Genomic DNA, 22807 nt, shown 5'->3' on the forward strand with positions numbered 1-22807 from the left:
ACAGACAATGTATGATGTGGCCAAGATCCGGGCCGATTTCCCGATCCTGTCGCGGCAGGTGAACGGCAAGCCGCTGGTCTATCTGGACAATGGCGCCTCGGCGCAGAAACCGCGTTGCGTGATCGACGCGATGACCCGCGCCTATGAGGACGAATACGCCAACGTCCATCGCGGTCTGCATTACCTCTCGACGCTTGCGACAGAGAAGTACGAGGGCGTGCGCGAGATCGTGCGCCGCTTCCTGAACGCGCCGAGCGAGGATCACATCGTCTTCACCACCGGTTCGACCGAGGCGATCAACCTTGTCTCCTACGCATGGGCCGCGCCGCGCCTTGAGGCGGGTGACGAGATCGTGCTGAGCGTGCTTGAGCACCATGCCAATATCGTGCCTTGGCATTTCCTGCGCGAACGCCAAGGCGTTGTGCTGAAATGGGTGGAGCCAGAGGCCGATGGCTCGCTTGATGCGGCGAAGGTGGTCGAGGCGATCGGGCCGCGCACCAAACTGATCGCAATCACCCATATGTCGAACGTCACCGGCACGCTGGTCGATGTGAAGGCCATCACCGAGGGCGCCCATGCCAAGGGCGTGCCTGTTCTGGTCGATGGCTCGCAGGCGGCGGTGCATATGCCCGTCGATGTGGCCGATATCGGCTGCGATTTCTACGCGATCACGGGCCACAAGCTTTACGGCCCCTCGGGGTCGGGTGCGATCTACATCCGCCCCGAGCGCATGGCCGAAATGCGCCCCTTCCTGGGCGGCGGCGATATGATCGACACGGTGACGCGCGATGCGGTCACCTACAACAAGCCGCCGATGAAGTTCGAGGCGGGCACTCCCGGCATCGTGCAACAGATCGGCATGGGGGTTGCGCTCGATTACCTTATGGGGATCGGGATGGAGAATATCGCCGCGCATGAGCACGACCTGCGCGCCTATGCCGAAGAGCGTTTCAAGGGCCTGAACTGGCTGAACATCCAGGGTAACGCGCCGCAGAAGGGTGCGATCTTCTCGATGACGCTGACCGGTGCGGCCCATGCGCATGACATCTCGACCATCCTCGACAAGCGCGGGATTGCTGTGCGCGCGGGCACGCATTGCGCGATGCCGCTGATGGATTGGCTGGGTGTTTCGGCCACGGCGCGCGCCTCGTTCGGGATGTATAACACCCGCGAAGAGGTCGATGCGCTGGTGTCGGCGCTTGAGCTTTGCCACGAGCTTTTCGGCTAAGACGCGAACTGGCTGCGACCTGATGCCTCAGCCCTGCGGCGGTATTGTCGCATGGGCATAGCGTTCACATTCTCGTAATCGAATATATGGGAGGCATCCTTCGGCCATCTCCTTATTATTCGGAGCGAAGATGAAACACGCATTTTTTCGAACGGCCGTGCTCGTCTCGGCGGTCGTTCTGGGGGTAGGGGGCGCACTTGCGCAGCAAAGCCCCACCACAAATGAGACCGAGGTGGGGGCGCAGTCGCGCCCGGCGCCGGGCGCGCTGGCCGCGCGTATGAGCGATCCGGTGAAGGAACTCACCGCCGACCACACGAAATTCGAGATCCTCAAGGGCCCGTTCGCGTCGGGCCCCGAAGTGACCGCCGCCTGTCTGAGCTGCCACACGGAAGCCAGTAATCAGGTGATGCACTCGGTCCATTGGAAGTGGGAATATGAGAATCCCGCGACCGGGCAGGTTCTGGGCAAGGCCAAGGAGCTGAACGCGTTTTGCGGCAACGTCGCCTCGAACGAGACACGCTGCACCTCGTGCCATACGGGCTATGACTGGGTCGATGTGCGCCAGCCGATGCCGGACGATCCGACCAAGGTCGACTGCCTCGTATGCCACGATACCTCGGGCCAGTACGCCAAGCAGGATAACCTTGCCGGCAACCCGCCGCTTGAGCCGGTCAAGGAGGGCGCCAAGACGATCACCGGGGCCAAGGCCTCGCCCGTCGATCTGGTGAAGGCGGCGCTGTCGGTGGGCGAGCCCTCGCGCCAGAACTGCGGCAACTGCCATTTCTACGGCGGCGGCGGCGATAACGTGAAGCATGGTGACCTCAGTTCGGCGCTGTTCGATCCGCCCAAAGCGGTCGATGTGCACATGTCGAAGGACGGTGCGAATTTCGCCTGCGAAGCCTGTCACGTCTCGGACAAGCACGTTCTCGCGGGCTCGCGCTACAATACAGACGTGGTCGACCCCCACGCCGACGAGCGTAAGCCGGGCGAGGCGCGTGATGTGGCCTCGTGTACCTCGTGCCACTCGGATGAGCCGCACGAAGGCCCGAACCCGGTGTTGGCGCTCAAGCTGAACGACCACACTGACCGGGTCGCCTGTCAGACGTGCCATATCCCCGAATTCGCGCGCGGCGGCGTTGCCACCAAGACTTGGTGGGACTGGTCCACCGCGGGCAAGCTCAAGGATGGCAAGCCCTATGGCGAGGAGAACTTTACCCAGTCGGACGGCAAGCATCTTCATACCTACCTCTCGACCAAGGGCGATTTCGATTGGGCTGAGAACGTGGTGCCTTACTACGCTTGGTCGAATGGCGTCATGAGCTACACGCTGCCTGAAACCGAGATCGACCCCACGCAGATCGTCGAGATCAACTCCATCGGCGGCGAGCCGGGTGCCAAGGATGCGCGCATCTTCCCGTTCAAGAGAATGGGTGGCAAGCAGGCCTATGACACGGAACGCAACGTGCTGCTCTACAACCATGTCTACGGTCCGGGTGATGGCACGGCGCTGTGGTCCTATTTCGACTGGGAGAAATCGCTGAAATTCGCGATGGACTATGTCGGGCTGGAGTATTCGGGCAAGTTCGACTTCGTCGAGACCTACATGTACTGGCCGATCACCCATATGGTGGCGCCCAAGGATGACGCGCTGAAATGCGACAGCTGCCACAGCGAGAATGGCCGGATGGCCAATGTCGCGGGCATCTACGTCCCCGGCGGTGGTATCGGGATCGGCGGCAAGCTTGGGCTGGTGGTGTTCCTGATGGTGGTGCTTGGCGTCGTCGGTCACGGGGTGCTGCGCCTGTTCGGTCGCAAGGGAGGCCATCATGGCTGAGCATTTCGTCAAGGTTTACACCCGCTTCAACCGCGTCTGGCACTGGTCGCAGGTGGTCTCGATCATGCTGCTGTTTTTCACCGGTGCGCGGATGCTCGGGTTTCACCAGTTGGGCCCCTTCGGCCTGGCGGTGACGGTGCACACGCTCGTGGCGCTGGCGCTTTTGCTGCTGTGGGCCTTCGCCACCTTCTGGCTGTTCACCACGGGCGGCTGGCGGCAGTTCATTCCGCGTCTGGCCGGGATGGTGAAGGTCGCGCGCTTCTACGCCTTTGGCGTCTTCAAGGGCGAGGAGCATCCCTATCACAAGACCTTCGAACGGCGGCACAATCCGCTTCAGGCGCTGGCCTATTTCGCGCTGAAGATGGCGCTGTTCCCGGCGATCTGGATCTCGGGGCTGCTGTATCTGAGCTATAACCTCTGGGGCGCGAATGATGCTCAGGCGTTCTGGCTGGGGCTGGTGGCGAATATCCACGTTCTGGCAGCCTTCGCCATCGCGGCCTTCGTTGTGGCGCATGTCTATCTGCTGACCATCGGCCACGGCTTCCGCGAGCATGTCCGCCCGATGCTCACGGGTTATGACCGCGTCGATCTGACGCCCGAGGCCGAAGCCTATCTGGGGCAGAAGGGTCTGCTCAAGGATTGATCCCCGATCGTATCGCGAACCCCGGCACCTCTGGCGCCGGGGTTTTCCTTTGTCCGCGCAAAGAAAAAGCGCCGCGAATGCGGCGCTGGTTTCCTGGCATCGGTCAGGGCTGGATCAGCCGCCCCAGGTGCGAACCGGGCCGCAATCCATATGCACGAAGTTCGAGCGGGTGTATTTGCCGACACCGCCAGCGTGACACGCAGCAGCGGCCGCATACATCTGCGGTACCGAGCGCGACTTGAGGCGCAGGTCAGCGGCCATGCCTTTCATGTGCAGCGAATTCTTGGCGACGCCGCGCGACTTCGACCGCAGCATCGCGTTGGTCTTGGGGGAGCGGTAGCCCGACAGCATCATGTAAGGTTCGTTCACGTCCATCAGGCGATGCGAGGCAGCAGCGATGTCGATGGTGCGCGGGTCGATGACAGTTGCGTCGTTCGTGCGCCAGTCGCGCATGAAGTGGTTGATCTCTTTGAGGGCTTCCTTGATGTACTCGCCCTCGATCCAATAGACGGTATCGACGCTCTCGCCGGTCCGGCCCGAGTACATGCGGATGCGACGCACATCACCGGCGCCGCGGAGGATCCCGAAAGCGTTGCTCATCGTAGGGGCGGCCGTAACCATCGTCGCCGCAAAGACCCCAAGGAGCCCACGCCGGGTCGTCGTTATCATAGTCATATCGTTCGCCTGTCCTGCCTCATCGCTGTACCGTTATCTCGGCCGTGCGTAATTATTAATTCTCAAACGATGACAGTGTTATGCCATGACCTAAGTCACCTTCCAACAGTTGTTTTCGCGGTTTTGTGAGCATTTGTGAGGTTTCGGCGGTTTTTTGCGCAACTGGCGGGCTGTGGCGCGGCTGCATCGGTCGGCCTGCGGAAAAACTCGGCAGAAGCGGGTTCTGGGCAGGTGGTCTGGACAGTTCCGGCCTTTTGTTTGAACGTTGTTTCCAACGGGAGTTCATTCTTTTTCGGAGTTCTGATGTTGTCGGCATTCGGTTTGCGTCTTTCCACAGCGATCATGGTTGCGACCCTGGCCGTGGGCTTGGATGCGCCGCGTGCCGAGGCGCAGATGATTTCGGGCTTTGCTCAGGCGATTGCCGAGGTGTCTTCGGCCGATACCGCGCTTTCAGCCTTCTACGCGCAGCGTAACTATGAGCCGATCTGGACCGGCGCAGATGATGCCGCGCGCCGCGCGGCCCTGTTCGGGGCGCTCAAGATGGCCGGGGCCCATGGTCTTCCCGCCGCACGCTACGATGCCGAGGGCTTGCGCGCCCAGTTCGCCACCGTGCGTTCCGAGCGCGAGCGCGGGATGCTTGAGGTCGCGATGTCGCGCGCCTTCCTGACCTATGCGCATGACGTCTCGAACGGTGTGCTGGAGCCCAAGAAGGTCGATTCCGGCATTGTCCGCGAGATTCCCCGGCGCGACGGGCTGGTTTTGCTGCAAGGTCTGGTCGCTGCGTCGGATGAGCCGATGGCCTATATGCATGGCCTCGCGCCGCGCGGGCCGCAATATGCCCAACTGATCAAGGCGCGGCTGGATTTGCAGCGGCAGATCGCGCGCGGTGGCTGGGGGGCAACCGTGCCCGCCAAGGTGCTGCGCCCCGGCGACGATGGCCCCGCCGTCGTCGCGCTGCGCGAACGTTTGCAGGCGATGGGATACCTTGGGCGCTCGGCCACGGCGATCTATGACGTCGAAATGCAGAAGGCCGTCCAGCAGTACCAGTTCGATCTGGGCATGACCGCCGACGGCGTTGCAGGCGAAAGCACCCTCAAGGAAATCAACCGGGCGCCCGAAGAGCGGATGAAGTCCATCCTTGTCGCGATGGAGCGGCTGCGCTGGATGAACGGGCTTGAGCTTGGCACGCGCCATGTTTGGGTGAATATCGCCGATTTCTCGGTGCGGATCTTCGATAACGGCAAGCAGACCTTCGAGTCGGTGACCGTTGTCGGGCAGAACCAGGCGGACCGCCGCACGCCCGAGTTCTCGGACCAGATGGAAATGATGGTCATCAACCCGACCTGGCACGTTCCGCGCTCGATCACGGTCAAGGAATACCTGCCGATGATGCAGCGCAATCCGAACGCGGCGGGACATATCAACCTGATCGACTCGCGCGGGCGGACGGTTCCGCGCTCGGCGGTGGATTTCGCGGCCTATAACGCGCGCAACTTCCCCTTCGCGATGAAACAGCCACCCTCGGATGGCAACGCGCTCGGGCTGGTCAAGTTCCTGTTCCCGAACCCTCATAATATCTACCTGCACGATACGCCCTCGAAGTCGCTCTTCGAGAAAGAGGTGCGCGCCTATAGCCACGGCTGCATCCGGGTGGGGCGCCCGTTCGATCTGGCCTATGCGCTGCTTGCGCTCCAGACAGATGACCCGGAGGGGTTTTTCAAGAAGGTGCTGAACACCGGCGCGGAAACCACGGTCAAGCTTGAAAAGCCCGTGCCCGTGCATCTGGTCTATTTCACCGCATGGCCCACTGCGCGCGGCAAGATGGAATACCGGCGCGATATTTATGGGCGCGATGCCGCGCTTTGGTCGGCGCTGGAAAACGCCGGGGTGGAATTGCAGCTGCTGGCGCATTAAATCGGGGTAGGGCGCAGGATGGTGCCCGCTTCGAAAGGTCCGGCTCATGGCGCAAACCGTTGAAACCATTGCCAAGGCGTTGAACGCCCGGGCGGAAGGCGATTTGCAGTTGCCGATCGAGGGCGCGTCCGAGCCCTCAGCTGCGGGCGAACGTCAGATCGCCCTTGCGATGGACCCGAAATATGCGCCCGGCATTGCACTGGGCAAGGCGCGCGCGGCAATCCTGTGGGAGGGGGCCGACTGGCAATCCTACGGTCTGAGCGCAGCGATTTTCGTGGCGCGGCCCCGGCTTGCTATGGCGGGCCTGTCGAAAGCCTTTGATCCCGGCCCCGAGATCGCCCCCGGCATTCATCCCACGGCAGTCATCGACCCCACCGCCGAGATCGGCGCCGACCCCGCCATCGGGCCTTTCGTGGTCATCGGTCGGGGGGTGCGCATCGGTGCGAATGCACGCATCGCTGCGCATGTGATGATCTCCGAAGGCGCGCGGATCGGTGCGGACGCGTTGGTGCTTCAGGGCGCCAAGATCGGCGCGCGCGTCGTGATCGGTGATCGGTTCATCTGCCAGCCTGGCGCGGTGATCGGGGCGGACGGTTTTTCTTTCGTCACCCCGGAGAAATCCGGGATCGAGGAGATCCGCGAAACCCTTGGCCACCGCGAGGAGATCCGCCAGCAAAGCTGGACGCGGATCCACTCGCTCGGCACGGTCGAGATCGGCGACGACGTCGAGATCGGCGCGAATGCCTGTATCGACCGGGGTACGGTGCGCGCGACCGCGATCGGGCGGGGCACCAAACTCGATAACCTCGTGCATGTTGGGCACAACGTTCAGGTGGGCGAGGATTGCCTGCTCTGCGGTCAGGTCGGCATCGCCGGCTCCACCCGGATCGGCAACCGCGTGGTTCTGGGCGGGCAATGCGGTGTGTCCGACAATATCTTCGTGGGCGATGACGTGATTGCAGGCGGCGCCACCAAGATCATGTCGAATGCGCCGGCGGGGCGCGTGCTGCTGGGGTATCCGGCGATCAAGATGGATACCCATGTCGAGGCGTGGAAAAACATACGCCGCCTGTCGCGATTGTTTGCACAAGTCTCAGAGCTTCGGGAAACTGTTACAAAATTGGCCCAGAAGGGGAGTGCGGAGTAACCCCACAGATGAGGCCCGACGTGCAAGACCAGATCATCTCCATCATCGCCCGTGAAGCGATTCTCGAGCCCGCCGCCGTTCATCCCGACATGACCCTCGACGAGCTTGGGCTGGACAGCCTCGGCCTTGTCGAAGTGATCTTCGCCATCGAGGAAGCCTTCGACATTTCGGTTCCCTTCAATGCGAACGAGCCGAGCCAGTCGCATTTCGACATCTCCTCGGTCGGTGCCATCGTGCGCGCGGTCGAGCGGATGATCGCAGGGCAAGCGCCCGCGGCCGCCTGAGAATGAGGCGAGTTGTCATCACGGGTGCGGGCACGGTCAATGCGCTGGCGCAGGACGTTCCCGGCACCCTGAAAGCCTTTGCGGAGGGCCGCTGCGGAATTGGCCCTCTGGATTTCCCGGATGTCGAGCGGCTGAGCGTGCGGATTGGCGCGCAGGTGCGTGACTGGACGCCCGAGGCGCATTTCGAGCGCGCGCAACTGACCCTGCTCGACCCTTTCGCGCAATTCGCGCTGGTCGCCGCACGCGAGGCGATGGGGCAGGCCGGTCTGGGCAAGGCCCCCGGCGTGCCCGAGCGTTGGGGCGCGGTGATGGGCACCGCAGGCGGTGGCAACTCGACCGTCAATGACGCCTTCCGCGCGGTCTTCGCCGAGGGCAAGAACCGGGTGCATCCGTTGACAGTTCCGCGCCTGATGAACAACGCGGCGGCCTCGCATCTGTCGATGGAATGGGGGCTGATGGGCCCGTCCTTCTCGGTCGCCACAGCTTGCGCGAGTTCGAACCATGCCATCGGCCTTGCGTTCCAGATGATCCGTTCGGGAATGGCCGATGGGATGTTGGCGGGCGGCTCGGAATCGATGCTGAATTTCGGCGGGCTGAAGGCCTGGGAAGGCCTGCGTGTCATGTCCCCCGATGGCTGCCGACCGTTCTGCGCGACACGCAACGGGATGGTGCAGGGCGAAGGCGCGGGTGTCTTCGTTCTGGAAAGCTATGAAAGCGCCTCGGCGCGCGGCGCCGAGATACTGGCCGAGGTGCGCGGTTTTGCGATGACCTCGGATGCCGGCGATATTGTGGCGCCCTCGGCCGAAGGGGCTGCGCGCGCGATCAGCGGCGCATTGGCGGATGCGGGCCTAGCGGCTGATGAAATCGGCTATATCAACGCGCATGGCACCGGAACCTCTGCGAACGACCGAACGGAATGCGCGGCGATCCACGCGGCGCTTGGCGCCTCGGCCGAGCGGGTCATGGTGTCCTCGACCAAGGCGATGCACGGCCACTGCATCGGCGGCACCGGCGCGGTCGAGTTGCTGGCCTGCCTGATGGCGCTGCGCGACGGGATCATTGCGCCCACGATTAACCATGTGCAGGCGGATCCGGACTGTGCGCTGGACATCGTACCCAATACCGCGCGTCAGGTGCCCGTGCGGGCAGCGCTTTCAAATGCCTTCGCCTTCGGCGGGTTGAACGCGGTATTGGCCCTGTCGAAAGTCTAAAGAAAACGCCGCCCGAAGGGGCGGCGTTTGTCGTTCAGATGCGGCGCTGAGAGCCCCGATCACTGATTGTCGGCATTGGCCTTCTCGACGGCTTCGTAAGCGGCAGTAAAGCCCTTGAGCGAAATCGCGAGCTGCACTTTCTTGTCGGGCGCGGCCATCGGTACGATGATCATCTGAAGCTGGTTGCCCTTCTTATAGGCCGCCAGTTCTTCCTCGGTCAGGCCGATGCGGCTCACGCAGCCCATTTGCGCGCAGAAGGTGAACGGGTAGTAGCGCGGCTCGGCGGTGTCGACTGCAAGCGAAACGTTCTGCGTCAGCATCGTCTCGAGCGGCGTGACGATGGTGGCGCCCGCTACGGCCTTGCCACCCTTCGGCAGGGCGACCATGGCAATATCGGCCACGTTGTTGCCCTTGTCGTCCTTGAGCAGCTGGTACATCTGGCAGGGATCGTTGCCCTCTTCGGTACGCACGCACTGGATCGCCCAGTCGCCATGCGTCTCGGCGACATAGGTCGAGCCGGGGCCATCGGCCGCAGGCGCTTCCGGCGCGGCTTCGGTGGTCGCGGCGGGTGCCTCTGCGGCGGGGGCGGTCGCGTCTTGCGCCTGCGCAGTGACGGCCGCGAGGCTCAGGGTGAGGGCGATGAGGAGGGAGGTTTTCAGCTCGGTCATTGTTCTTTCCATCCGTTAGGAATTGCGCGCCTCTTAGCATGTCGGGCCCGGCAAGTCAGGGGAGAAATGCTCCCTCCGGGCTGGATCTGCTTGCCCAGGCAACCACAGTTGCGTGATCAAGGTGGCGGAATAGAAAAAGGGCCCCGCAAGCGGAACCCTTTTCCATTTACCCCTGTCGGACTGGCCGACTTTCTCATTGCGCGAACGCTAATTCGGAAGAAACCATACGTCAACAGTCAATTCGATCAATCCAACCAGCTGTTTTGGCAGAAAAAAGCCGCGCCTTGTGGCGCGGCCAGTCCGACAGGGAGGAAGCGCCGCGCCACAAAGCAGCTTGCCTGCGCGACAGATGCATGGTGGCACTGGCGCGTTAAGTTAGTATTGTGCGCAGCGAACGCTATTGGCGTAATTTTCTGAGTGAGGGCAGCATGACCGGGGTATTGACTGACAAGGGTGTTTTCGTGGGCGGAGGCGGCGAGGGTTATGCGACGCCGCAGGAAATGCTGCTCAAGTACGGCAATCGGCACGGGCTGATTGCAGGCGCGACGGGCACGGGCAAAACGGTCACGCTGCAAATTCTTGCCGAGGCGTTTTCCAGCGCGGGCGTTCCGGTCTTCATGTCCGACGTCAAGGGCGACCTCGCGGGGCTGGCCATGCCGGGCTCGGCCACGGCCAAGCTACATGACGCCTTCCAGAAGCGCGCCGATACCATCGGCTATGAGCTGACCTATCGCGACTACCCTGTCACGTTCTGGGATCTGTTCGGCGAACAGGGGCATCCCGTGCGCACGACGGTGTCCGAGATGGGGCCGCTGCTGCTGTCGCGCCTGATGGGCCTGACCGACGCACAGGAGGGCGTGCTGAACATCGCGTTCCACCTGGCCGATGCGGAAGGGCTTGCGTTGCTCGATCTGGCCGATCTGCGCTCGATGTTGGTGTATGTGGGCGAGAATGCCGACACGCTCTCGCTGCGTTATGGCAACGTCGCGACCGCGACGGTGGGTGCGATCCAACGCCAGTTGCTGGTGCTGGAAAACCAGGGCGCGACGAAGTTCTTTGGTGAACCCGCGCTCGATCTGGCCGATATGATGACGCTGGCACCCGACGGGCGCGGGCGGGTCAATATTCTCGCTGCGGACAAGCTCATGGCCTCGCCCCGGCTTTATGCAACCTTCCTGCTGTGGCTGTTGTCCGAGCTGTTCGAGGAACTGCCCGAGGTCGGTGATCCCGATCAACCGCGTTTTGTCTTCTTCTTCGACGAGGCGCATCTGCTGTTCGATGACGCGCCCAAGGCGCTGGTGGACAAGGTCGAGCAGGTGGCGCGCCTGATCCGCTCGAAAGGGGTGGGGGTCTATTTCATCACTCAGAACCCGGCGGATGTGCCCGAGGGCATCCTTGGCCAGCTTGGCAACCGGGTTCAGCATGCGCTGCGCGCCTTCACCGCGAAGGACCAGAAGGATCTCAAGCGCGCGGCCGAGAACTACCGCCCCAATCCACGGTTCGAGACGGAAGAGGCGATCAAGGAGGTTGGCACCGGCGAGGCAGTGACTTCGTTCCTTCAGGCGAAAGGTGTGCCGGGTGTGGTCGAGCGCACGCTGGTGCGCCCGCCGCAATCACGCCTTGGCACGCTGGCGCCTGATGAGCGGCGCGTTGTGGTGCAGTCTTCACCCTATGGGCTGAAATACGACAAGGCGATCGACCGTGAATCCGCGCATGAGATCCTAACGGCGCGGGCCACTGCGGCAGCCAATGAGGCCGCCGAAGCCGAAGCCCGCGCGGCGGAGGAAAAGCGCGAGCGAGAATTCCAGAAGGCGCGGCGCTACGAGTCGGGCAAGTCGCCGAAGGTCACGAAGTCCTCGACGACCCGGCGCAGTTCGTCGCGCTCGGATTCGGTCTTCGAAGCCTTCGGCAAGAGTCTCGCGCGTCAGATCGGAAACCAGGCCGGTCGGCAGATCGTGCGCGGGGTCCTCGGGTCGCTGTTCAAATCGCGCTAAGCTTCGGCTGCGTAGCCGGGGTGTGCGGCAGCAGCCGTGCCTCGGCCATCACGGCGATCAGAAGATCGACATGGCGCGAGATGCTATAGGCGGCATCGCCTTCCTGGCGGGCCGCCTCAAGGCGGGCTTCCTCATCGAGCAGACGCGCCAGCGCATGCTCGGGCGCTGGCGGTGCGGGGACGCGCATCAGGCGGCGCAGGTCGCGCGCTCGGCTATAGTCGCGCTGACCGAAGCGCGCAGCGCGGATCAACAGGCGCGGGCGGCGCAGCGCGGCGATTTGGGTGGCGAGTTCGGTCATGTGCATGTCTCCGGGTTGTTTTGAGGAAAAATCGCACAACCTAAACGGGTGTTGCAGATTCGACCGCTCAACCGAACGCCGGGTTTCCAGATCTTTAGAAATTTTAAAGAAATCTCGGGATCGTTCCGTTTCTTAACGGACAGGTAACCAAAGCAAACCACGGTTAAGCGGGAAGGATTGCGGCGTATTCCAATGACTTGCGCCACATTTGGGGAACGAATGACGATGACTGTATCGGTCAAGGCGGAGCTTCCCGCCTGGCTGCCCGATTATGCCCGGCTCTATCTGCGCCACGTCGAGGAAGGCGTGCCGATCCGGGAACTGGCGCGGCGCGAGGGGTGTCACGCCTCGACCGTCCTGCGCCGGGTGCGTCGGGTTGAGTCGCGTCGCGACGACCCTTTGGTCGATGAGGCGCTAGCGCAGCTTGGCGCGCGTTCGGCCCCCGATTCCCGCTTGGCCGATCAGCACAAGGACCAGGCGTCAATGACTGCAACGATCCGCACCCCGGAGATCCCGGCCGATGAAGAGATGCTTGCACGCGAGGGGCGCCGGATCTTGCGCCGTCTGGCGGAGCAGGGCGCGCTCCTGATCGTCGCGGGCGATATGGACAAGGCCGTAGTGCTGCGCGGCACGGTACGCACCGCCGTTCTGGAGCGCGCGGTGGCGCAGGCCTTCGCCTTGCAAGACTGGATCCAGGTCAAACATGCTGGCCGGGTTACGAGCTACGATATCTCGATGGCCGGGCGCGCCGCGCTCAAGCGCATGATCGAAGAGGACGCCTCAGCCTGCGGGGATACGCCCGAGGGCGAGGGAAACCCCTTCGGGGCGCAGCACCGCGACTGGGGCACGCGCGAGGTTCCCGCCGAGGAAGGCCGCCGCCGCCGGATGCGCGCCAACCTAGCTGAAAGCCCGCTTGGCGTGCTTGCCCGTCGGCGCGACGCGAATGGGCAGCCCTTCCTGACGCATGAACTCGTCGCGGCGGGAGAGCGCCTGCGCGAGGATTTCGAGCTGGCGCAGATGGGGCCGCGCGTCGCCCAGAACTGGGAGCGGTTCATGACCGGCGGTGACCGTGGTCAGTATCGCCCCGACCTCGGCCATGGCGGCGGGTCTGAGCGCGCGCGGGATCGCGTGGCGGCAGCGCTGCGCGATCTGGGGCCGGGCCTTGGCGATATGGTTCTGCGCTGCTGCTGCTTTCTTGAGGGGCTTGAGGCGGCTGAGCGGCGCCTTGGCTGGTCGGCGCGTTCGGGCAAAATCGTGCTGCGTATCGCTTTGATGCGGCTCAAGCGGCACTATGACGAGACCTATGGGGGGGCCTCGCCGCTGATCGGATAACGGTAACTTCCATCAATTGAAATTGCGCGCGGCAGCGAATGCGATAAGTGTTCGTTATGAACATCACGCTTCGCCAACTCAGCTACCTTCTCGCGATCGCGCGCACGGGCTCGTTTTCCCGCGCGGCCGAGTCGGTGCATGTCACGCAGCCCGCGCTGTCGATGCAGATAAAGGAACTGGAGGCCGAGCTTGGCCTTCAGCTCGTCGAGCGCAGACCGCGCGAGGCGCGCCTGACCCGTGCAGGGCGCATGGTCGTTGCCCGGGCCGAGCGGATCGAGGCCGAACTGCGCGCGCTCCAGGCCGAGGTGCGGACGGGCAGGGGGCAGGTCAACCTCGGGGTGATCCCGACTATCGCGCCCTATCTGCTGCCGCGCGCCTTACCGCAACTGCGCGCGCAAACCGAGGGGCTGCGCCTGCGCGAGGCGCGCACCGAAACCCTGCTATCCGAAGTCGCCTCCGGGCGTCTCGATGCAGCGATCATCGCAACGCCCGCGCCCGAATGCCACGAGGAGATCCTGTTCGACGATTGCTTCCTGTTGGCCGGAACACCCGAGTTGCTGGACCAGAATCGGGGCCTGCCGCCGAACGCGCTCGACCCCGGCGAGTTGCTCTTGCTTGAAGAGGGGCATTGTCTGGCCGATCAGGCGCTGGCGCTCTGCGGGCTGACGCGCGCGGCGCAGACGGTTGATCTGGGCGCCTCCTCGCTATCCACGCTTTGCGCGTTGGTCGGGCAGGGGATGGGGTTGACGCTGATGCCCGAGATCGCCGCCTCGGTCGAAACACAGGCCACCCCGGGCATCGCCCTTTTGCGTTTTGCTGAACAGCCGCACCGCACCCTGCGCCTTGTGCGCCGCCGGGACTGCCCCGACTGCGGGCAGTGGTTTGCACCCTTGGCCGAGGTTTTGCGCAGCGAGGGGCGCGCCTTGCTGGCCGAGATCCGCGCAAGCTTTCCCTGAGGCCGTTCCGTAACGGCATTGCCTGCCGGACCGTTTGGGCCTATCTAGGCGAAACAGCCCATATGAGGGGGAATATACCGTGCGCGAATTCAATATCCCCGGCCAGCGTCACCCGGAAAAGGCCCATAAGCCGGACCAGAGCCAGCCGAAGAAACCCGACTGGATCCGCGTCAAGGCGCCGACCTCGCAGGGATACAAGGAAACGCGCGACATCCTGAAGTCGAACAAGCTGGTTACGGTTTGCGAAGAAGCGGGCTGCCCGAACGTCGGCGAGTGCTGGAGCCACGGCCACGCCACCATGATGATCATGGGCGAGATCTGTACGCGGGGCTGTTCGTTCTGCAACGTCGCCACCGGCAAGCCCGACGCGCTTGATACGTTCGAGCCGGGCCGCGTCGCCCATGCGGTGAAGACGCTTGGCCTCAAACATGTCGTCATCACCTCGGTGGACCGCGACGATCTGGATGACGGTGGGGCCGAACACTTCGCCCAGACGATCCGCGCGGTGCGCCACCGCTCGCCCGAGACGACGATCGAGATTCTGACGCCCGACTTCCTCAAATGCGATGATCGGGTGCTTGAAGCGGTGGTCGAGGCCAAGCCTGATGTGTTCAACCACAACCTTGAAACCGTGCCCGGGCTTTATCCGACGGTTCGCCCCGGTGCGCGCTATTTCCACTCGCTGCGGCTGCTTCAGCGCGTCAAGCAGCTTGACCCGACCATGTTCACCAAATCGGGCATCATGGTCGGCCTGGGCGAGGATCGCCAGTCGGTCCTGCAGGTGATGGATGACATGCGCTCGGCCGATATCGACTTCCTGACGATCGGCCAATATCTGCAACCGACGCCCAAGCATCACCGGGTGGACCGCTTCGTCACGCCCGAAGAGTTCAAGGATTATGAGAAAGCGGCCTATGGCAAGGGCTTCCTGATGGTCTCGGCGACGCCCCTGACGCGGTCGAGCTACCATGCCGGCGATGACTTCGCCCGCCTGCGCGAGGCGCGACTGAAAAAGCTGGGCCTGTCCTGAGCGATGCACGAAAGGGCCGGAAACGGCCCTTTTTCTTTGCACATCAAATGGATGCGGCGGACGGGCCGATGGCAGGTCTTTGAGATCGTTGGAGGTTTGGCGCACCCAAGAGGATTCGAACCTCTGACCTCTGCCTTCGGAGGGCAGCGCTCTATCCAGCTGAGCTATGGGTGCCTTGCTGGTGATATAGACGAGGCACATACCCCCTGCAACCGACAAAATGAGACGCACCCGGCGATGCAGCCGCACGTTGTGAAGCCGCGCGGGGGCGTTTAGTTTGGCGCGACAGGAATAGGCGGATCGGAAGTTCAGCGGTGCTTTTGTTTGGGGAAATGTGTTCGGTCTCGGCGGGCGGCGTGACGCTGCTCGACGCGGTCGAGCGCCCGGTAGATGACGGAACGCGCCGGGTATCCCTTTATTTTGCCGCTGGAACGGATGTCGCGCAGATCGGCTTTGGGCCGGGGGTGGAACTTCTGTCCACCGCTTGGGTGATGTCGGCCCCGGTTCTGCAGGTCAGGATTGCCGAAGGCGCGCCGCTTGAGTGCGTCTTTGGTGCGGTTCGTCTTCGGGTAACGCCGTTTCGCCCGGACCTCGGCCTGCTGCGCGGCAAGAACACCTTCGCGGCCGTCCGAAATGGTGAGAGCGCCGAAACCATTGTTGACTGGCTGGCCTATCACACAGCAACGCAGGGGCTGGACGGGGCAGTCATTCTCGACCGTTCGCCGCCGGGGGAGGATACGGCCTTCGATGCCGCGCTAGAGGGCGCTCTGGCGGAGAGCGCGCTTGTGGTGATGCTGCTCCGCGCGCCGCTTCCGCTTGGCAAACGCAGCCAGCCGCCCGAGCAACACCCCTATTGCGCCCCGGAAAGCCCCGGCAGGGACCGGATGGACCTGCCCGAGCCAGACCCGTGGCGCGCCCCTCTAGGTGAGGTGATCTGCTATGAGATCATGCGCCAGCGCTACCTGGGGCAGGCGCGCGCCGTGGCGAATATCGAGGTGCATGACCTGCTGGAGGCGCCGGAGGGGCGCTCGGTCTTCGATGCGGCCGTCGCGGCTGACACCGGGGTCGTGGCGTTGACGGGGCGCTCGGCCTACCCTTGGCGCGTTCGCGCGGGTGACCCCATCAGCTTTGGCGACCATATCTGCGTGCAGTTCGACGCCAGCAAGGTCTGGAACCGTTGGTGCATCGCGCCTTCCAAGGCCAGCCCGCAGGCGGTCTGGCGCATGACACGCGTGGGCAATGCGGCGGCCGACCCGCGCGTTCCGGCCTGGCGCTTCCACCGCTGCATGAACCTGCGCCACCCGGTGGAGACCATCGCCAGCATCGTCCCGCGTGCCGCACTGATCGAGGACGCGCAGCTTCTCGCGCTGGCCGAGGACGCCTTCGAGCACAGGCCCATTCGCATGCCCGCCCCCGAGGCATCCTCGGCGCCGGGCAAGACTGGCCGCCGCGCCATCGTGACCACGATGAAGAACGAGGGTCCGTTCATCCTTGAGTGGCTCGCCTATCACCGTGCGATCGGCTTCGACGATTTCCTGATCTACACCAACGACTGTACCGACGGCACGGACAGCTTCCTGAGCTTGCTAGAGCGTAAGGGCCTCGTGCAGCATCGCGACAACCCGTTCCGCGCGATGGATATGCGCCCGCAACACGCCGCCCTTGCCGTCGCACCGGATGAGCCGGTGATCGGCAAGGCCGCCTGGGTGGCCTGTATCGACGTCGATGAGTTCATCAATATCAAGGTGGGGGACGGCACTCTGGATGCGCTGTTCGCCGCGGTGCCCGATGCCAATCTGATTTCGATGACCTGGCGGCTGTTCGGTAACGCAGACGTTGCGGATTTCAACGACGCCTTCGTGACGCAACAGTTCACCCGCTGCGCCCCCGAGTTTACGCCCAAACCGCATCAGGCCTGGGGCTTCAAGACGCTTTTTGCCAATGTCGGGATCTTCCGCAAGCTTGGGGTGCATCGCCCCAAAGGCTTCTCGGCGCAAAAGCTGGATAAGATCCACTGGGTCAACGGCTCGGGGCGACCCCTGCCTGAAAGCGAGTATCGCGGCGCGTGGCGCTCAAACGCCCAAACCTATGGCTACGACCTCGTGCAACTCAATCACTATGCCGTCCGCTCGGCCGAGAGCTTTCTGGTCAAACGCGATCGCGGCCGGGTGAACCATGTCGAGCGCGATCAGGGCCTCGCCTATTGGTTCCGCATGAACAATAATGCGCAGGAAGATCTCTCGATCCAGCGGGCGCTGCCGAAGGCGCAAGGCGAGATGCGACGCCTGCTAGCCGACCCCGAGATCGCCGCCGCCCATGCCGAATGCGTCGCCGCGCATCGCGCCAAGATCACCGAGCTACGGGCCGATCCCGGTTACGGGGCATTCTTCGACGAGATCACCAGCCAGAAGATGCAGCGCCTCTCGCGCTTGCACGGGCATTTCGGGGCGAATGTGTTTCTGGCGGGGCCGACCTGCATTCCCGATGAGATCGCCGCGAAGGATCCTGCCGAACGGTTCTTCTTCACTGTCGAGCGGCAAGAGACGGTCCATTCCTGAGCGGCCCGCCGGTCGATGCGGGAACGTGTCAGACACTACCCGGAATCTTTCGCCCCTGTCTGACCAGCTCCTCGTTCGCGGCATTCAGGTGTTTGCGGAACATCGGACCGCGACGCGTTGCAAGGTAATGCTGGCAATACAGAGACATAAGCCAGGGGTTGCCACGCTTGTCCAGCCTTGCCAGCATCTCCTTTAGATAGCGCGCGTAGGTCCGCCGCCTGCGCAGGGCGCCATAGAAATCGGCTGCGGTCAGGCTACCGTCGATCGCGCTTTCGATAACGGGCTTGAGGATATCCATTCCCTGCATCGCCGAGGCAATCCGGTGCCCCATCATACGGCAATGCAAAGTGTTGATGTTCTCCCCCTCGAAGAGCGCAGCATGATTTGCGTCCAGCTCGGCAAGCGGATCGAACAGAAGATAGACCTTTTCGGCGGAGCGCAGGCTATCCGGCGCAAAGCCGTAGCGATCCGAGAAATCACGATGCCAGGCCTTCGAATAGCGCGTCTCCCAAGGCACGATGGTCTTGTCGAGCGTGGCTTGCGGGCTGATGGTGATCACGGTCGCCCCCGGTGCTGCCGCTGAGAATGCCGCCGCAGCGTAGCCGCCCATTGACGCGCCGTAAAAGATAACCCGCGAGAATTGCTTAAAAAAACCTTCATCGCGAAGCGTATCGAAGAAGTTATGCACTGCAGGGTCACGATACCAAGTCCAGTCATGGGCCATCAGCCCGAGAACCGACCAGCCGTGCGAACGTAGGAAATCAAAACCCCAAGGCAGGCGATCTTCCGCCCGCTCCATTACGTGATCCAGATTGTCGAAGGTTACCACCAAAGTGTCTCCGGCTCGGACATGCAGGGCGGAGTGTTGCTCGCCCAACTCCCTATAAAAGCCTCCTTCGGCTCCTATCCGGGTGATCACCTGTTCCCATTCGGGGCGTTTCGGTGGGGACGTGCGCGCGGGTTGAACCGCTCTTTCTGGAGCTTGCGTAATGGCCGCAAACATTTGTGCGAAATCTGGGCGCGAAAGGGTCTCATCAATCTTAGTGAGATACCATGCGCGGGCGGTCTCATCCAACTGTCGCAAGACTGGGTCGGCAATGAGTTGGCTATGGATTTCGCGCGCTCGCGCCAAACGCTCGATGATCGAACGATCTTCGGTTTCGTTGCGGTTCATGATCTCCCAATAGTGAGAACCGCGGTCCATACCGCCATGAGGCGCGCCGCGCAGGGACTTCATCAGGAACGACTGGGCGTATTTGACAGCGTAATGATTGACCTGCCCAAACTCGTAACTGATACTGTCACGTGCGAACCGCCAGTTGCCCTTCGTGAGCGCATGAAAACGTTCGGGCATACGGACGCCGCCAGCATTCACCCAAAGCACCTCGTTCCAGTCTTTTCCGATCGGCACTCTGGGACGGTGAACTCCGAATACGTCGAAGGCTGCCGTTCGAAAGAGCGTTTTCATGGCCCAAGCCTGGCTTGGGCGAAACGCTTTCTCGGATGCGGCCCGCGTCAGGTTTTCTGTTATGAAACCAGGCTCGAACGCTACTTTTCCGCCCGCGCCGAATAGCTTCCACGGTAACGAAATGGCGTCCGGCACTTGGCCTTGAACGTTGGTTGTCGCGAAAATGAGCGCTGCAATTGAACCATCGCCGACCTTGATGTTCAGAAATTCATCCGCGTCAAGGATCGCGGTATACTCGAAATCGGCGAGCAGCGGTTCGCGCCTGGCATTGCGGAATGCGCGTACCTGGTAGCTTTTTCCGTCACCGGGTTGACGGGTGTTGTCTCGATGACTGGCCAACCCGAGTTCCGCAAGCCGCTCGAACATCAGATCTGTCCCGTCCTCGCAGTCATTCGTGTAGGCGAGGATGTGGTCGAAACCGATCGAGAGATTCCATGCCACCCATTCGAGAAGCCAGACCCCTTCGTTCTTCATGCAGGTCAGGACGAGATTGCGGCTCATCGTAGTAGTGTTCCTTAACGCTTGTGAATGACCAGAACCTGATCCCTCTTTTCCTTCAGGTAACGCACCTGATGCAGGAATGCGCCTGAAATCTCGGGGCGGAGGGCGTCGAACTCGGCGGCCAGTGCTGGGTCAGAGTGACGGAAGCTCCCGTGGTGCAGGTAGGATTGGAACAGATCCGCTGTCTTAGTGATCCCCGCGCGCTCATAGGTCTGCGGCTGCCAGCGCAGGTCTTCGATGATGTAAAGCCCGCCCGGCTTCAGCTTGGGGAACAGTTCAAGCAGCGCGAATTGCTGATGGTGCGACGCGTGCGAGGCATCGTCGATGATGATGTCGAAGGGGGCCGCATCCTTGAACGCATCGCGGATGTTTTCGCGCCGGTCCATGTCGCAGCGGGTGAAGCTGAAACGCGGATGCTCGAACCAGGAAAAATCGGAAACATCGAGGCCATGGATTTGCGCCTGCGAGAAGAACTCAAGCCACATCCGAACCGAGGGCAGATCGGTCGTGTCGCGATCGGCGCTGATGCCATGTTCCGGGCCGCCGATGAACAGACCCATTTCAAGAAAACGGATCGGCTGATCCCGGTAGGGGTGGAACAGCATGTTGTAAAGCTCGGTATAGCGATGCTTCGCCGGCCCCTTGTCCGAGCCGTATTTTTCCGCAAGATCGCTCAGGTTCACACCGGCCGTGCTGGTCGTCTTTGCTATCGGCACCGCAGGCTTCGGGGTGTCGGCTTGAGGCTGTGCCGGGGCGGGCAGGGGCGCCTCACGCGGGTCAATGCCATGCTTGGCCAACAGCCGCCCGATCAGGCTGTCGGGATGGGGCAGGCCGTTCTCTTTCTCGACCAGACGCTTGCGCATCCGGCGCCCGTAGAAATGCGCCGAGTAGCTGTCGGGCCGGATATAGGGCGAAGTGTCGAGCCCCGGCTTCAACATCATGCGCCGCTGTTTGAAGGTAAACGGATAGAGCATGTGTTGGGCGAAGGAATGCTGCACCTCGCCGGTCTTGTGCAGGAAATGCGTCAGGGCATGCGGCCCCCAGACGCCCCAGGGCATCTCGCTGGCGTGTACGGGCTGGCCTGCATCGGTGCTTGCCCGCAATTGTTGAGCGTAATCGGGACCATACCAGTCGGGGATTGCGAACTCGTCGGACGTGAATTCAAGCAGCGCGGCAAGCGTATCACTGCCGCGCGGGAGCCCGAGCACGCCGCCATTCACATGCTTGTCCGACTCCCATCCGTGGAAATGCCCGGTCTCGGTTTCGAACCGACGCAGGCAGTAGGCGTCAGTGTCGGCCCAGATCGTGCGGTCATTCTTGGCCAAGAGGTGATAGCGGAACAGGTCAGAGTGCAGGGCAGGGCTTCCGGTGCGCTCATGCTTGAGGAAGTCGGTACGCGGCAGGATCTCGTCGGCCGAGGCGACCTCGATACCCTCGGGGATGCCAGTGACCGTGCCGTAGGTGTAAAGGCGAACGTGATGGCCCGCATCGCGGAAGGATGCGATGCAAAGCTGTTCAAGGAAGCTCAGCGGTCCCTCCATCCACAGCATCGCGATCTGGTACTCGGTACGGCTGGACGTCGCCACTCTTTACACCTCATGCCCGCTTGGCCGCTTGGGGGATCGCACGGGCCGATGCGATCCGGGGCGAGTAGGTCCTGGCGCGTCAGGCAATCGCCCGGAAGAATGCGCGGCCCTGCTTAGCTTGTTTCGCGCCGCGCTGTCCACAGCGGCTGGCTCATCCCAACAGCGCCAGAAGCGGGCGGATCTTTATCTTGGTGATGCGGTTGTCCTTGCGCTCGATCACCTCGAAGCGGAACCCGTGGAATGAAAAGACCTGTCCCGCGTCGGGGATGGTCTGGGCCTCGTGGATGACCAGGCCGGCGACGGTATTGGCTTCGTCGTCGGGCAGGCTCCAGTCGGTTTCGCGATTCAGGTCGCGGATCGTCATAGCGCCGTCCACGATGTAGTCGCCCGACTCGGTGGGCTTGAGCTGACGCTCCGCCTTGGGGTCAAATTCGTCAGTGATCTCGCCGACGATCTCCTCAAGAATATCCTCAAGCGTAAGCAGCCCTTTCAGATCGCCGTATTCATCAACGACAAGCGCGAAGTGCGTGCGACGCTTGAGGAATTCACGCATCTGCTCGTCCAACGGTGTGGTTTCCGGGACGAAATAGGGCTTCATCGCCACCTTCATCACGTCAAGGTCCGACACGCTGTCAAGCTTGCCGTCGCCCGTGCGCAGGAAACGTTCCACCGCGCGCAACAAATCCTTGGCGTGGATAACGCCCACGACATTCTCTCGCTCGCCCTTGTAAAGTGGCAGACGGGTGTGGGGCGAGGCCAAAACCTGAGCCAGTAGCTCGCTCGGGTCGGCCTCGGCGTCGATCATCTCGATCTGGCTGCGGTGGCGCATGATCTCTTCCACCGTGCGGTTGCCCAGATCGAGCGCCCCCAGCAAGCGGTCGCGGTCTTCCTTGTCCACCGTGCCCTCGGAGGTCCCGATCGCCAGCGCCCCGGCGATCTCTTCATGGATCGAGAACATGTGTTGGTCGGCATCGGTGCGGTAGCCGAACAGGAACAGGATGCCGCGCACGATGGTGCGCACGATCGTCACGATCGGGGCAAGCAAGACGATCAGGAAGCGGATCGGGCGGGCGACCCGCGAGGCCACGGTCTCGGGGTTTGAGATCGCGTAGGTCTTGGGAAGAACCTCCGAGAAGATCAGCACAAGCGTGGTCATTACCAGCGTGGCAAGCGCAACGCCGGAATCGCCGAAGAGTCGGGTGAACAGCGCCGTCGCGAGCGAGGCCGAGAGGATGTTCACCACGTTGTTGCCCAGAAGGATCGCGCCGATCAGACGCTCGCTATCCTCGGTTACGTTCAGTGCGGCCTCGGCGCCCTTTTCGCCCTTGTCGGCGCGGTTGCGCAGCTTGGCGCGGCTCGCCGCGGTCAGCGCCGTCTCGGAACCCGAGAAGAAGCCGGACATCAGCAACAGGCCAATAATGGCGGCGGCGGTCAGCCAGAAGGCGGTGTCGAGAATAGGGGTCTGCATGACTGCCAATTA

18 protein-coding genes and 1 tRNA gene are annotated in these 22807 nt (G+C 62.8%); 12 read left to right on the top strand and 7 right to left on the bottom strand.

The window, feature by feature from the left end; all coding sequences use genetic code 11:
* Nucleotides 1-7: 7 nt before the first annotated feature.
* From N3C64_RS00220 to N3C64_RS00230, 3 genes are all read left to right on the top strand, one after another.
* Complete coding sequence (locus N3C64_RS00220) at nt 8-1228, top strand: cysteine desulfurase (RefSeq protein WP_260010584.1); 1221 nt, start codon at nt 8-10, stop codon at nt 1226-1228.
* Between the two features lie 130 nt (nt 1229-1358).
* A complete protein-coding gene (locus N3C64_RS00225) occupies nt 1359-3062 on the top strand; it encodes a tetrathionate reductase family octaheme c-type cytochrome (protein ID WP_260010587.1) in 1704 nt (567 codons plus the stop codon).
* On the top strand, nt 3055-3705 hold the full coding sequence (locus tag N3C64_RS00230) for a cytochrome b/b6 domain-containing protein (protein WP_218631084.1): 651 nt from the start codon (nt 3055-3057) through the stop codon (nt 3703-3705). The genes N3C64_RS00225 and N3C64_RS00230 overlap by 8 nt, the downstream gene beginning before the upstream one ends.
* 114 nt (nt 3706-3819) lie before the next feature.
* On the opposite strand, the gene mepK is transcribed toward N3C64_RS00230, so the two are convergent.
* Nucleotides 3820-4380 (bottom strand): peptidoglycan L,D-endopeptidase MepK, encoded by a 561-nt coding sequence (gene mepK, locus N3C64_RS00235; protein ID WP_260010591.1) that lies wholly within the window; start codon nt 4378-4380, stop codon nt 3820-3822.
* Between the two features lie 342 nt (nt 4381-4722).
* On the opposite strand from mepK, the gene N3C64_RS00240 reads away from it, so the two are divergent.
* The 4 genes from N3C64_RS00240 to N3C64_RS00255 are packed head-to-tail and all read left to right on the top strand — an operon-like array spanning nt 4723 to nt 8936.
* Nucleotides 4723-6294: a L,D-transpeptidase family protein gene (locus tag N3C64_RS00240; RefSeq protein WP_260010595.1), complete on the top strand. Its 1572-nt coding sequence runs from the start codon at nt 4723-4725 to the stop codon at nt 6292-6294.
* A 46-nt stretch (nt 6295-6340) separates the two neighbouring features.
* On the top strand, nt 6341-7441 hold the full coding sequence (lpxD, locus tag N3C64_RS00245) for a UDP-3-O-(3-hydroxymyristoyl)glucosamine N-acyltransferase (protein WP_260010597.1): 1101 nt from the start codon (nt 6341-6343) through the stop codon (nt 7439-7441).
* Between the two features lie 8 nt (nt 7442-7449).
* Entirely contained in the window at nt 7450-7725 is a 276-nt protein-coding gene (locus N3C64_RS00250) for an acyl carrier protein (protein ID WP_218631088.1), read from the top strand.
* A 2-nt stretch (nt 7726-7727) separates the two neighbouring features.
* Entirely contained in the window at nt 7728-8936 is a 1209-nt protein-coding gene (locus N3C64_RS00255) for a beta-ketoacyl-[acyl-carrier-protein] synthase family protein (RefSeq protein ID WP_260010600.1), read from the top strand.
* Between the two features lie 59 nt (nt 8937-8995).
* On the opposite strand, the gene N3C64_RS00260 is transcribed toward N3C64_RS00255, so the two are convergent.
* On the bottom strand, nt 8996-9604 hold the full coding sequence (locus N3C64_RS00260) for an invasion associated locus B family protein (RefSeq protein ID WP_218631090.1): 609 nt from the start codon (nt 9602-9604) through the stop codon (nt 8996-8998).
* 428 nt (nt 9605-10032) lie between these two features.
* Between N3C64_RS00260 and N3C64_RS00265 the strand changes: the two genes are divergently transcribed.
* Nucleotides 10033-11598, top strand: coding sequence for a helicase HerA-like domain-containing protein (locus tag N3C64_RS00265; RefSeq protein ID WP_260010602.1), 1566 nt, complete (start codon nt 10033-10035; stop codon nt 11596-11598).
* On the opposite strand, the gene N3C64_RS00270 is transcribed toward N3C64_RS00265, so the two are convergent.
* Nucleotides 11585-11896, bottom strand: a complete 312-nt coding sequence (locus N3C64_RS00270; protein ID WP_260010604.1) for a DUF6477 family protein — start codon at nt 11894-11896, stop codon at nt 11585-11587. The genes N3C64_RS00265 and N3C64_RS00270 overlap by 14 nt on opposite strands.
* A gap of 219 nt (nt 11897-12115) precedes the next feature.
* On the opposite strand from N3C64_RS00270, the gene N3C64_RS00275 reads away from it, so the two are divergent.
* The 3 genes from N3C64_RS00275 to lipA all read left to right on the top strand — a co-directional run bounded on the left by N3C64_RS00275 (nt 12116) and on the right by lipA (nt 15214).
* Nucleotides 12116-13228, top strand: a complete 1113-nt coding sequence (locus tag N3C64_RS00275) for a DUF6456 domain-containing protein (protein ID WP_260010606.1) — start codon at nt 12116-12118, stop codon at nt 13226-13228.
* 56 nt (nt 13229-13284) lie between these two features.
* The gene (locus tag N3C64_RS00280) at nt 13285-14184 is read left to right on the top strand and encodes a hydrogen peroxide-inducible genes activator (RefSeq protein WP_260010608.1); all 900 of its coding nucleotides are present in this window, start codon (nt 13285-13287) and stop codon (nt 14182-14184) included.
* Nucleotides 14185-14263: 79 nt separating this feature from the next.
* Nucleotides 14264-15214: a lipoyl synthase gene (lipA, locus tag N3C64_RS00285; protein ID WP_218631095.1), complete on the top strand. Its 951-nt coding sequence runs from the start codon at nt 14264-14266 to the stop codon at nt 15212-15214.
* A gap of 97 nt (nt 15215-15311) precedes the next feature.
* Here lipA and N3C64_RS00290 read toward each other — a convergent pair.
* Nucleotides 15312-15388: transfer RNA gene (locus tag N3C64_RS00290), tRNA-Arg, on the bottom strand.
* 158 nt (nt 15389-15546) lie between these two features.
* On the opposite strand from N3C64_RS00290, the gene N3C64_RS00295 reads away from it, so the two are divergent.
* Nucleotides 15547-17772: a glycosyltransferase family 2 protein gene (locus N3C64_RS00295; protein WP_260010612.1), complete on the top strand. Its 2226-nt coding sequence runs from the start codon at nt 15547-15549 to the stop codon at nt 17770-17772.
* 28 nt (nt 17773-17800) lie between these two features.
* Here N3C64_RS00295 and N3C64_RS00300 read toward each other — a convergent pair whose 3' ends face one another.
* The 3 genes from N3C64_RS00300 to N3C64_RS00310 all read right to left on the bottom strand — a co-directional run bounded on the left by N3C64_RS00300 (nt 17801) and on the right by N3C64_RS00310 (nt 22795).
* Nucleotides 17801-19741, bottom strand: a complete 1941-nt coding sequence (locus tag N3C64_RS00300; RefSeq protein ID WP_260010614.1) for a glycosyltransferase family 2 protein — start codon at nt 19739-19741, stop codon at nt 17801-17803.
* 14 nt (nt 19742-19755) lie between these two features.
* Nucleotides 19756-21327: a class I SAM-dependent methyltransferase gene (locus N3C64_RS00305; protein ID WP_260010617.1), complete on the bottom strand. Its 1572-nt coding sequence runs from the start codon at nt 21325-21327 to the stop codon at nt 19756-19758.
* Between the two features lie 151 nt (nt 21328-21478).
* A complete protein-coding gene (locus N3C64_RS00310) occupies nt 21479-22795 on the bottom strand; it encodes an HlyC/CorC family transporter (protein ID WP_218629018.1) in 1317 nt (438 codons plus the stop codon).
* Nucleotides 22796-22807: the final 12 nt, after the last annotated feature.

This window comes from Sedimentimonas flavescens, from assembly GCF_025154035.1.
Lineage (GTDB): Bacteria > Pseudomonadota > Alphaproteobacteria > Rhodobacterales > Rhodobacteraceae > Rhodobacter > Rhodobacter flavescens.